Source organism: Pseudomonas sp. Z1-29 (genome assembly GCF_051131995.1).
Classification (GTDB): domain Bacteria; phylum Pseudomonadota; class Gammaproteobacteria; order Pseudomonadales; family Pseudomonadaceae; genus Aquipseudomonas.
Genome location: NZ_CP071645.1, coordinates 5,570,853 through 5,583,443 on the forward strand (window position 1 = coordinate 5,570,853; position 12,591 = coordinate 5,583,443).

Consider the following 12,591-nt stretch of genomic DNA (forward strand, 5'->3'; position numbering starts at 1 on the left):
GCAAGTCGCAAAACGTCTTAAACAGGTCGAACAATATATTGGATAGAAACATTAGCCGGCTATATGCTTTTTTCATTGCCTGCCAGGCCGTGCTCCCCGAGGTCCATCGTGAAAACCGCTGTCGCTCCACTGGCCCATGAAATCCCGCCGCGTCCTCAGGATGATGCCGCTGCCGAGCTCAAGGACATCTATATCGAAAAAGGCACGCCGTTGTTCATGCGTACGGTGTTGGCCTTGTTCTGCGGCGGTTTTGCAACCTTCGCGCTGTTGTACTGCGTGCAACCGATGATGCCGCTGCTGTCGGCGGAGTTTTCCATCAACGCCGCCCAGAGCAGCTTGATCCTGTCGGTGGCGACCGGCCTGCTTGCCGTCGGCCTGTTGGTCACCGGTCCGATTTCCGACCGCATCGGCCGCAAATCAGTGATGGTCGCCGCGCTGTTCGCAGCGGCGCTGTGCACGATCGCCAGTGCGATGATGCCCACCTGGCAAGGCGTGCTGGTCTTGCGCGCCCTGGTGGGGTTGTCGTTAAGCGGATTGGCGGCGGTGGCGATGACCTACCTGAGCGAAGAAATCCATCCCAGGCACATCGGCCTGGCAATGGGGCTGTACATCGCCGGCAACGCCATCGGCGGCATGTGCGGGCGGCTGATCACCGGCGTATTGATCGACTTTGTCAGCTGGCATACCGCGATGCTGGTGATCGGTGGCCTGGCCCTGGTTGCGGCGGCGGTGTTCTGGCGGATCCTTCCCGAATCGCGCAACTTCCGCCCACGCTCGTTGCATCCACGCAGCCTGCTGGACGGTTTCACCCTGCACTTTCGCGACGCCGGGCTACCCCTGCTGTTTCTTGAAGCCTTCGTACTGATGGGGGCGTTCGTCACGCTGTTCAACTACATCGGCTACCGCCTGCTGGCCGCGCCTTACCATATGGACCAGGCATTTGTCGGGTTGCTGTCGGTCGTGTACCTGTCCGGCATCTACAGTTCGGCCAAGGTCGGGGCAATGGCTGACAAGCTCGGCCGGCGGAAAATGCTCTGGGCGACCATCGCGTTGATGCTGGCGGGCCTGCTGTTGACGCTGTTTACGCCGCTCTGGCTGGTGATCATCGGCATGCTGGTGTTCACCTTCGGTTTCTTCGGCGCGCACTCGGTGGCCAGCAGCTGGATCGGCCGCCGCGCCCTGAAGGCCAAGGGCCAGGCTTCGTCGTTGTACTTGTTCAGCTATTACGCCGGCTCGAGCATTGCCGGTACGGCGGGCGGGGTCGCGTGGCACCTGGGGGGATGGAACGGAACCGGGTTGTTCATCGGCGCACTGCTCTTGGTGGCATTGCTGGTAGCCGTGAAACTGGCGAAGCTGCCGCCGCTCCCCGGCAACGTTCAGGGCTAGCTTCACTGACGCAATACCACCTGCGCTCACTGAATGAGCACGCCTACAGATTTCTTGAATGTCATCCGCCGTAGCACCCTGCGGCCAGAAGACTCATGCCAGACCACTGCGCAAATATGCAATGCGACGAGCAGCGCCAGCGCCAGGCAGGACAGAATGTGGAGGGTCAACGCCAAGTCGTTCAGTCGCTCGTCATCCAGCGGCTGTGGGATCTGGATGAGCCCGAACAGGCTGATCGGCGTTGTCATCATCAGCACGCCGGTGGCCAGCACGACACTGGTGACCAAATAGATCACTGCATGTACCGCCAGCGCCAGGCTTTTATTGATGGACGATGCCGCAGCCCGGATTTCAAGGTTGGAGAAAAACAACCAGAGTCGCCAGGCAAACAACGGAATCAATACCGTTGTCAGTGAAACATTAAGCGATCCAACCCACTGTTTGATCGAAACGGGCACCGGAACATAGGCCACATAAAAACCGGATGCCAGCGTCCATAGAATAATGAAGGCCGATATCCAGTGCAGCAGTATCCGCGGCTTGGAATAGCTCGAAGGGCTTTTCTGCAGGCATTCGGGAAACAAGGGCAACGAAGAATCAAATCCAGGGATCGTGCTTCCCTTTAATGTTCTGGTTTTCATAAAATTTCAGACCACTCGTCAAGAAGAACGACAATCAAGTCGTTCTTGGAGTCGCGTAGATTGTTCTACGCGTCCTATCACGGGAGGCGAAACCTTACAGAGACGTTGACGTATTCTCTGTAGGAAAAATCTGCACTAGTTGAGGTATTTTCCTTGTTTGAACTTCTTTAGTTAAAAACAGAAATTCGTAAATCTTAAAAATTTTAATAAGAATTAAACACAACCGGCATAAAAAAACCTGCCCGGCACAAGTCCGGACAGGTTTCAGGATGCCGCGACATTACCCGTGATATTGCGCCGACAACTCATGCACCGCCCGCAGGAAAGCCCCAGCGTGTTCCGGGTCGACTTCCGGGGTGATCCCATGACCGAGATTGAACACGTGCCCGCTGCCCTTGCCATAACTGGCGAGGATGCGCCCGACTTCGGCACGGATGGCTTCTGGCTTGGCATACAGCACGGTCGGATCCATGTTGCCTTGCAGCGCGACTCTGTTACCGACGCGCTCGCGGGCATTGCCGATGTCACAGGTCCAGTCCAGGCCCAGGGCGTCCGCGCCGGCATCGGCGATGCTTTCCAGCCACAACCCGCCGTTCTTGGTGAACAGGATCACCGGGACTTTGCGACCTTCGTGTTCGCGAATCAGACCGCTGACGATCTTGCGCATGTAGGCCAGGGAAAACTCCTGGTACGCCGCCGCCGACAGGTTGCCGCCCCAGGTGTCGAAGATCTGCACCGCTTGCGCACCGGCCATGATCTGGCCGTTGAGATAGGACGTGACCGACTGCGCCAGCTTGTCCAGCAGCAAATGCATGGCCTGGGGATTGTCGTAGAGCATCGCCTTGGTCTTGCGGAAGTCTTTCGACGAGCCGCCTTCGACCATGTAGGTCGCAAGCGTCCACGGGCTGCCAGAGAAACCGATCAACGGGACGCGGCCGTTCAGTTCGCGGCGAATGGTGCTGACGGCGTCCATGACATAGCCGAGGTCTTTCTGCGGATCGGGAATCGGCAACGCCTCGATGTCGGCCAGGCTGCTGACGACTTTCCTGAAGCGCGGGCCTTCACCAGTCTCGAAGTACAAGCCCTGGCCCATGGCGTCAGGGATGGTGAGGATGTCGGAGAACAGGATCGCCGCGTCCAGCTGCGGGTAGCGGTCCAGCGGCTGCATCGTGACCTCACAGGCGAACTGCGGGTTCATGCACAGGCTCATGAAGTCGCCGGCCTTGGCGCGACTGGCGCGGTACTCCGGCAGATAGCGACCGGCCTGGCGCATCATCCACACCGGGGTGACGTCTACAGGTTGCTTGAGCAGGGCGCGAAGGAAACGGTCGTTCTTCAGGGCAGTCATGTCGGCATCCGGAAAAAAAGTGCGGGCATTTTCTCAGAGCGCGACGCAAAAGGCACGGCAAGAGCCGTGCCTTTTATCTATCGGGGCAATTTGTCGCGCTGCCAGGCAATTTTCGCAACACCACAAGACACCTGTGGGAGCGAGCTTGCTCGCGATGAGGGCGTCACATTCAACATGTTCGTCGACTGATCCACCGCTATCGCGAGCAAGCTCGCTCCCACATTCTGATCGCATTTCAACTATGGAAAGTGATCAGACCTGCAAGTAATCCAGAATCCCTTCCGCCGCATTGCGGCCTTCGAAGATCGCCGTCACCACCAGGTCCGAACCGCGGACCATGTCGCCACCGGCGAAGATCTTCGGATTGCTGGTCTGGTGCTTGTACTGGCCTTGTTCCGGGGCAACGACGCGGCCCTGGCTGTCGGTCTGGATGCTGAACTGCTCGAACCACGGCGCCGGGCTTGGACGAAAGCCGAAGGCGATGACCACGGCGTCGGCCGGGATGATCTCTTCGGAACCGGGGATCGGCTCGGGGCTGCGGCGGCCACGGGCATCCGGTTCGCCAAGACGGGTCTCGACTACCTTCACGCCTTCGACCTTGTCTTCCCCGACAATCGCAATCGGCTGGCGGTTGTAGAGGAATTTCACGCCCTCTTCCTTGGCGTTCTTCACCTCTTTGCGCGAGCCCGGCATGTTTGCTTCGTCACGACGATAGGCGCAGGTCACCGACTTGGCGCCCTGGCGAATCGAGGTGCGGTTGCAGTCCATCGCCGTGTCGCCACCACCGAGTACCACGACTTTCTTGCCTTTCATGTCGACGAAATCTTCCGGCGACTTTTCAAAGCCCAGGTTGCGGTTGACGTTGGCGATCAGGAAGTCCAGCGCGTCGTAGACGCCTGGCAGGTCCTCGCCGGCAAAGCCGCCCTTCATGTAGGTGTAGGTGCCCATGCCCATGAAGACCGCGTCGTATTCCTCAAGCAGTTGCTCCATGGTGACGTCCTTGCCCACCTCGGTGTTCAGGCGGAACTCGATACCCATGCCGGTGAACACTTCGCGACGATTGCTCAACACGCTCTTTTCCAGCTTGAACTCGGGAATGCCGAAGGTCAGCAGGCCACCGATTTCCGGGTTCTTGTCGAACACCACCGGGGTCACGCCACCGCGCACCAATACGTCGGCACAGCCCAGGCCCGCCGGACCGGCGCCGATGATCGCGACACGCTTGCCGGTCGGCTTGACCTTGGACATGTCCGGGCGCCAGCCCATGGCGAATGCGGTGTCGGTGATGTACTTCTCCACCGAACCGATGGTCACCGCGCCAAAACCGTCGTTGAGGGTGCAGGCACCCTCGCACAGGCGATCCTGCGGGCACACCCGGCCGCAGACTTCCGGCAAGGTGTTGGTCTGGTGGGACAGTTCGGCGGCCTGGAGGATGTTGCCCTCGGCCACCAGCTTCAGCCAGTTGGGAATGAAGTTGTGCACCGGGCACTTCCATTCGCAGTACGGGTTACCGCAGCCCAGGCAACGGTGAGCCTGGTCGGCCGACTGCTGGGGTTTGAAGGGCTCGTAGATTTCCACGAACTCTTTCTTGCGTTGACGCAACAGTTTCTTCTTCGGATCCTTGCGCCCGACATCGATGAACTGGAAGTCGTTATTCAGACGTTCAGCCATTGTTAAAACCTCATCAAACTCTTCAGGCGCATATCACTGCGGGTTGGCACGGGTGCTGGAAAGCAACGACTTCAGGTTGGCCGCTTTCGGCTTGACCAGCCAGAAACGACGTACGTAGTCATCGAGGTTCTCGGCGAGTTCACGACCCCACTCACTGTCGGTTTCCTCGACGTATTCGTTCAGCACGCGTTGCAGGTGGCTGCGGTAGGCTTCCATCGCCTCGCCGCTGATCCGCTGGATTTCCACCAGTTCGTGGTTGACCCGGTCGACGAAGCTGTTGTCCTGGTCGAGCACATAGGCGAAACCGCCGGTCATGCCTGAGCCGAAGTTGTAACCGGTCTTGCCCAGTACGCAGACGAAACCACCGGTCATGTACTCGCAGCAGTGATCGCCGGTGCCTTCCACCACGGTGTGGGCGCCGGAGTTACGTACGGCGAAACGCTCACCCGCGGTGCCGGCGGCGAACAGCTTGCCGCCCGTGGCGCCGTAGAGGCAGGTGTTGCCGATGATCGCACTGTCCTGGGTCCGGTAGACACTGCCCTTGGGCGGAACGATGACCAGTTTGCCGCCGGTCATGCCCTTGCCCACGTAGTCGTTCGCGTCACCTTCCAGGTACATGTTCAGGCCGCCTGCGTTCCAGACGCCGAAGCTTTGCCCGGCCGTGCCCTTGAAGCGGAACGTGATCGGCGCGTGAGCCATGCCCTGGTTGCCGTGCTTGCGGGCGATCTCGCCGGAAATCCGCGCGCCGATGGAGCGGTCGCAGTTGCAGATATTCAGCTCGAACTGAGCACCGCTCAGGTCATTGATCGCCGAAGCGGCCATGTCGACCATCTTCTCGGCCAGCTCGCCCTTGTCGAACGGCGGGTTGCGATCGACCTGGCAGAATTGTGGCTTGTCCGCCGGGATCAGGTCGCTGCCCAGCAACGGGGTCAGGTCCAGGTGATGCTGCTTGGCGGTCTGGCCTTCGAGCACCTCGAGCAGATCGGTGCGGCCGATCAGCTCTTCCAGCGAGCGTACGCCCAGCTTGGCCAGCCACTCACGGGTCTCTTCGGCCACGTAGGTGAAGAAGTTCACCACCATGTCGACGGTGCCGATGTAGTGGTCCTTGCGCAACTTCTCGTTCTGGGTCGCCACGCCGGTGGCGCAGTTGTTCAGATGGCAGATGCGCAGGTATTTGCAGCCCAGCGCGATCATCGGCGCGGTACCGAAGCCGAAGCTCTCGGCACCGAGAATGGCGGCCTTGATCACGTCGAGGCCGGTCTTCAGGCCCCCGTCGGTCTGCACCCGCACCTTGCCGCGCAGGTCGTTGCCGCGCAGGGTCTGGTGGGTTTCGGCCAGGCCCAGTTCCCACGGCGCGCCAGCGTACTTGATCGAGGTCAGCGGCGAGGCACCGGTGCCGCCGTCGTAGCCGGAGATGGTGATCAGGTCGGCATAGGCTTTCGCCACGCCGGCGGCAATCGTGCCGACGCCGGCTTCCGCCACCAGCTTCACCGAGACCAGGGCCTTCGGGTTCACCTGCTTGAGGTCGAAGATCAGTTGCGATAAGTCTTCGATCGAGTAGATGTCGTGGTGCGGCGGCGGCGAAATCAGCGTCACGCCGGGCACCGCGTAGCGCAGCTTGGCGATCAGGCCGTTGACCTTGCCGCCAGGCAACTGGCCGCCTTCGCCGGGCTTGGCGCCCTGGGCAACCTTGATCTGCAGCACTTCAGCGTTGACCAGGTATTCCGGGGTCACACCGAAGCGGCCGGTGGCCACCTGCTTGATTTTCGAACTCTTGATGGTGCCGTAGCGCGCCGGGTCTTCGCCGCCTTCGCCGGAGTTTGAACGCGCACCGAGGCGGTTCATGGCTTCGGCCAGGGCTTCGTGGGCTTCCGGAGACAAGGCGCCCAAGGAGATGCCGGCGGAGTCGAAACGCTTGAGTACCGACTCCAGCGGCTCCACTTCGCTGATATCCAGCGGCGTGTCGAGGGTCTTGACCTTGAGCAGGTCGCGGATCATCGACACCGGGCGGTTATCCACCAGCGCCGTGTACTCCTTGAACTTGCCGTAGTCGCCCTGTTGCACGGCGGCTTGCAGGGTGTTGACCACGTCCGGGTTGTAGGCGTGGTATTCGCCACCGTGGACGAACTTCAGCAGACCGCCCTGCTGGATCGGCTTGCGCGGGCTCCAGGCTTCGGCGGCCAGGGCTTTCTGCTCGGCTTCGATGTCGACGAAACGGGTGCCCTTGATGCGACTCGGGACACCACGGAAGCTCAGCTCGCAGACTTCTTCGGACAGACCGATGGCCTCGAACAACTGCGCGCCACGGTACGAGGCGATAGTCGAGATACCCATCTTCGAGAGGATCTTGAGCAGCCCCTTGGTGATGCCTTTGCGGTAGTTCTTGAACACCTCGTAGAGGTCGCCCAGCACTTCACCGGTACGGATCAGGTCGCCCAGCACTTCGTAGGCGAGGAACGGGTACACCGCCGAGGCGCCAAAGCCGATCAGCACCGCAAAGTGATGCGGGTCGCGAGCCGTGGCGGTTTCCACGAGGATGTTGGAATCGCAGCGCAGGCCTTTTTCGGTCAGGCGATGGTGCACCGCGCCGGTGGCCAGCGAGGCGTGGATCGGCAGCTTGCCGGGCGCGATATGACGGTCGGTCAGAACGATCTGGGTACGTCCGGCACGCGCGGCTTCTTCGGCCTGATCGGCAACGTTGCGGATCGCCGCTTCCAGGCCGACGCTTTCGTCGTAGTTCAGGTCGATGACCTGGCGTTCGAAGCCGGGACGATCAAGGTTGGTCAGCGAGCGCCACTTGGCCGGAGAAATGACCGGCGAGCTGAGGATCACCCGCGAAGCGTGTTCCGGCGACTCCTGGAAAATGTTGCGCTCGGCACCGAGGCAGATTTCCAGGGACATCACGATCGCTTCGCGCAGCGGGTCGATCGGCGGGTTGGTTACCTGGGCGAACTGCTGGCGGAAATAGTCATATGGCGTGCGCACGCGCTGGGACAGCACGGCCATCGGCGTGTCATCGCCCATGGAGCCGACCGCTTCGTAGCCCTGCTCGCCCAGCGGACGCAACACCTGGTCACGCTCTTCGAACGTCACCTGGTACATCTTCATGTACTGCTTGAGCTGGTCGACGTCGTAGAAAGCCGAGCCGTGGTCGTTGTCTTCCATGGTCGCCTGGATGCGCAAGGCATTCTTGCGCAGCCATTGCTTGTACGGATGACGGGACTTGAGACGGTTGTCGATCGCGTCGGTGTCGAGGATCTGCCCGGTCTCGGTGTCCACGGCGAAAATCTGCCCAGGGCCCACGCGGCCTTTGGCGATGACGTCTTCGGGCTGGTAGTTCCACACGCCGATTTCCGACGCCAGGGTGATGAAACCATTGGTGGTGGTGACCCAGCGCGCCGGACGCAGACCGTTACGGTCGAGCAGGCATACCGCGTAGCGACCGTCGGTCATGACGATACCGGCCGGGCCGTCCCACGGCTCCATGTGCATGGAGTTGTATTCGTAGAAGGCACGGAGGTCCGGGTCCATGGTTTCGACGTTCTGCCAGGCTGGCGGAACAAGCATGCGCACGCCACGGAACAGGTCGATGCCGCCGGTCACCATCAGTTCGAGCATGTTGTCCATGCTCGAGGAGTCAGAGCCCACACGGTTGACCAGCGGGCCGAGCTCTTCGAGGTCCGGCATCAGGTCATTGGCGAACTTGGTGCGACGGGCCAGGGCCCAGTTGCGGTTGCCGGTGATGGTGTTGATCTCGCCGTTGTGCGCGAGGAAACGGAAGGGCTGGGCCAGCGGCCATTTCGGCAGGGTGTTGGTGGAGAAGCGCTGGTGGAATACGCAGATCGCGGTTTTCAGGCGCTCATCGCTCAGGTCCGGATAAAAGGCGGTGAGGTCCGCCGGCATCATCAGGCCTTTGTAAATGATGGTCTTGTGGGAAAAGCTGCAGATGTAGTGGTCGGTGTCAGCGGCGTTGGCCACGGACGAACGACGACGGGAGCTGAACAGCTTGATCGACATTTCCTGGTCGCTCAAGCCTTCACCGGCAATGAACACTTGCTCGATCAACGGCAGGCGCTCAAGGGCCAGGCGGCCGAGGACGCTGGTGTCGATCGGCACTTGGCGCCAGCCGACCAGTTGCAGGCCGGCGGCGAGGATCTCGCGGTTCATGTTCTCGCGAGCGGCTTGTGCCTTTACCGGGTCCTGGTTGAAAAACACCATGCCCACGGCGTATTGCTTGGGCAGGGTCACGCCAAACGTTTCCTGGGCGATGGCACGCAGGAACTCGTCAGGCTTTTGAATCAGCAAGCCACAGCCGTCGCCGGTCTTCCCGTCGGCGTTGATCCCACCACGGTGGGTCATGCAGGTCAGGGCCTCAATGGCCGTTTGCAAAAGGGTATGACTGGGCTCGCCCTGCATATGGGCTATCAGGCCGAAACCGCAGTTATCCTTGAATTCATCTGGTTGGTACAGACCTGCTTTCATAGACACTTTCTCACCAGGCTGCCTCTTAGCGAGGCAAATTTCTTTTCAATTCAGCCAGTTGCGTGCCGCGCCGAACGTACGCCAGCTTTGCGGGGGCAAAAGGGAGGTCATTGTACACACCGACACAGAGGCTCACAAATTTGACGACGAACTGTCGCAAATCCATGTCGCATTTGTGAAAGGTTTAAAGCTATATGCTGTGCTAGTCAAAACTTTTTTGGGTTCGACCGCTACGACTCAAACACTACTGTGACGCAGACACCACAAGGCGCGCGGCCTGAAAGGTCGCCCGCCCTTGCGGAAATTTTGAGGTTGCCGGGAGAGGCGGCCTGGGTAAGGCCGCCGAATCATCAGCGAGTTGCTGCCAGTTCCTGTTGGACGCTGGCGACAGTGCGAGGCCAAGGTTTACCAGCCTGAACCTTCGCTGGCAAGGCCTTGATGGCGGAAACGGCTGCGTCACGATTGGCAAAGCTGCCGTAGGTGATGACATAAAGCGGCTTGCCGTTGAGCACTTTCTTGAAATAACGGTACTCGCCGCCCTGCTCCTTGACGAAGTTCTGCGCAGTGGCTTCGGAGCTGGTGCCGAGGATCTGCACCACGTAGTTGCCCGGTGCCTGACCTGCGTACCAGCTACCGCCCGTGGCTTTGGCCGGGGTGGCGGCAGGCTTGGCCGCAGGCGCCGGTGCTGGCTTGGCCGCTGGGGCGGCCGGGGTCGGGGCCGGCTTGGCGGTGGCGACCTGGGTAGGCGCAGGGGTCGGTTTGGCAGCCGGGGCAGGTGTCGGCGTCGGTGTCGGACCGGCCGGCACGCCCGCAGGTGGTGCGGTGGTGGTCACGGTTGGCGGTACGTCGCTGCTGTCATCGATCGGCGGCGGCGCGCCATCGTCGCCTTCGGTGATGCCCCCCGCGGCTTCTGCCAGAGGACCGCGCATGACCGGTTGCGACTGGCCGACCAGCGGCAGCGGCATCGGCTGGGTATTGCCGGCGAACTCCACCGCCGGCGCACCGCCGTTGGCTTGCGGAGTGCCCTGGCCGAGAGGCAGCTGTGCCTGTTCGTTGGCAGGTGCGCCGGTGGTCGGTGCCTTGTTGCGACCTGGCATCAGCCAGGCGGCGGCCACCGCAACCACGACAACGGCGGAAATCGCCAATACGTGTTTCTTCGGCATGTTGAACCCCATACTTGGACGCTTCACCGCTGAGCGGCTGGCGATCATGATTTCGATCAGAGCATCTCGGGCCACCTGGTTGATGTTGCCAGGCCAGCCGTCCGAGCTTTCGTGAATCTCAGAGATCTGATCCGCGGTGAAAAGTTCGATACCCCGGCCAGCCCCCTCCAGCCGCTGGGCCAGGTATTCACGGGTTTCTTCCTCGGTGTAGGGCGCGAGTTCGATAACGTGGAAACGCTCTTCCTCGAGCTCCAACTGGTCCAGCTCGGCGATCAGTGACGACTCACCGAACAGGAACACATGAGGACGGCCTTCCGGCGCGCCGGCAGCCAGGGCCAGCAGTGCCTCCAGGGCCGATTCGTCGAGTTGTTCGGCATCGTCCACCAGCAGGTAGACTTCCTGTCCGGTGAGCGCCAATTGTACGATCTGGTCGAGAATCGCGCCGATTTCCGCCTGGGCGACATTCAGAGCCTGGGCCACCTGGCGCAGCACACCCGCGGCATCACCCGCACCACGGGCCGATACCACCACGCTTTGCACCGACTGCTTGTTGGTACTGGCCACCAGGGCCTGGCGCAGCAAGGTCTTGCCACTGCCCTGGGGGCCGGTGACCACCAGCAGCAATTGGCTGTAGCGGGCCAGATGGTGCAACTGGCCCAGCACTGGCTTGCGTTGAGCAGGGAAAAACTTGAAGCCCGGGACCCGTGGAGCGAAAGGGTCATGACTCAATTGGAAATGGCCGAGGAACGCCTCGTCGGCATGCAGACTAGTCATCGGAATCTTATTAACCTTTAAGCTGAGCCAGGGCGCGGTAATCCGCTCCCAGCGTGGCCTGTAGAACCTCTTTCGGATAATCGTCGGTCACTACCGCTTCGCCCATGCGGCGCAGCAGCACCAGACGCAGACGACCGTCGATCACTTTTTTGTCGATTGCCATGTGTTCAAGAAAATCCGCCTCGGTCATTTCTTCCGGCGGAACCACCGGCAACCCGGCACGTTGAAACAGGCGAATACCACGATCGCGCTCCTGCTGGCTGATCCAACCCAGGCGCGCGGACATTTCCAGGGCCATGACCGTCCCTGCGGCAACGGCCTCACCGTGCAGCCAGACGCCATAGCCCATATGGGTTTCGATGGCATGACCGAAGGTATGGCCGAGGTTGAGCGTGGCCCGCACACCCGATTCGCGCTCATCGGCGCCGACGACGGCAGCCTTGGCTGCGCAAGAGCGCTCGATCGCGTAAGTCAGGGCCTGTTGATCCAGCGCACGCAGGCGGTCGACGTTTTCTTCGAGCCAGCCGAGGAACGGCTCGTCGCAGATCAGCCCGTACTTGATCACTTCAGCCAGGCCTGCGGACAGTTCACGGGCCGGCAACGTCTTGAGGGAGGCGGTGTCGATGAGCACCACGTTGGGCTGATAGAACGCGCCCACCATGTTCTTGCCCAGCGGATGGTTGATGCCGGTCTTTCCGCCCACGGACGAATCGACCTGCGATAGCAGCGTGGTAGGAATCTGGATGAAATCCACACCGCGTTGATAGCACGCCGCAGCGAACCCGGCCATGTCGCCGATCACGCCGCCGCCCAGGGCGATCACCGTGGTGCGACGATCATGACGTGCAGTCAGCAGACCGTCGAAGATCAATTGCAGGGTTTCCCAGTTCTTGAACGCTTCACCGTCGGGCAGTACGACGGAAATGACGGAAAAAGCCGACAGGCTGCGAGTCAGGCGTTCCAGGTACAAAGGAGCGACGGTTTCGTTGGTGATGATCGCGACTTGCCGTCCGGCGATATGCGGCGCCAGCAGTTCGGGCTGGTCGAGCAAGCCTTCGCCAATATGAATCGGGTAGCTGCGCTCGCCCAGGTCGACCTTAAGTGTCTGCATGTGTCCCCACAGTGA

General features: G+C 61.1%; 7 protein-coding genes. 1 reads left to right on the forward strand and 6 read right to left on the reverse strand.

The window, feature by feature from the left end; translation table 11 throughout:
* Positions 1-129: 129 nt before the first annotated feature.
* Positions 130-1,386, forward strand: coding sequence for an MFS transporter (locus tag J3P84_RS25345; protein WP_434631525.1), 1,257 nt, complete (start codon positions 130-132; stop codon positions 1,384-1,386).
* A 26-nt stretch (positions 1,387-1,412) separates the two neighbouring features.
* On the opposite strand, the gene J3P84_RS25350 is transcribed toward J3P84_RS25345, so the two are convergent.
* The 6 genes from J3P84_RS25350 to aroB form a co-directional block, all read right to left on the reverse strand.
* Positions 1,413-2,027: a cytochrome b gene (locus J3P84_RS25350; protein WP_434626453.1), complete on the reverse strand. Its 615-nt coding sequence runs from the start codon at positions 2,025-2,027 to the stop codon at positions 1,413-1,415.
* A 280-nt stretch (positions 2,028-2,307) separates the two neighbouring features.
* A complete protein-coding gene (gene hemE, locus J3P84_RS25355; protein ID WP_434626454.1) occupies positions 2,308-3,375 on the reverse strand; it encodes a uroporphyrinogen decarboxylase in 1,068 nt (355 codons plus the stop codon).
* A 252-nt stretch (positions 3,376-3,627) separates the two neighbouring features.
* A complete protein-coding gene (locus J3P84_RS25360; RefSeq protein WP_305497346.1) occupies positions 3,628-5,046 on the reverse strand; it encodes an FAD-dependent oxidoreductase in 1,419 nt (472 codons plus the stop codon).
* Between the two features lie 33 nt (positions 5,047-5,079).
* Positions 5,080-9,528, reverse strand: a complete 4,449-nt coding sequence (gene gltB / locus J3P84_RS25365) for a glutamate synthase large subunit (protein WP_434626455.1) — start codon at positions 9,526-9,528, stop codon at positions 5,080-5,082.
* A gap of 350 nt (positions 9,529-9,878) precedes the next feature.
* Entirely contained in the window at positions 9,879-11,465 is a 1,587-nt protein-coding gene (locus tag J3P84_RS25370) for an AAA family ATPase (protein WP_434626456.1), read from the reverse strand.
* 10 nt (positions 11,466-11,475) lie between these two features.
* Positions 11,476-12,576 carry a 3-dehydroquinate synthase gene (gene aroB / locus J3P84_RS25375; RefSeq protein WP_434626458.1) on the reverse strand — a complete coding sequence of 367 codons (1,101 nt, stop codon included), beginning with the start codon at positions 12,574-12,576 and terminating at the stop codon, positions 11,476-11,478.
* Positions 12,577-12,591: the final 15 nt, after the last annotated feature.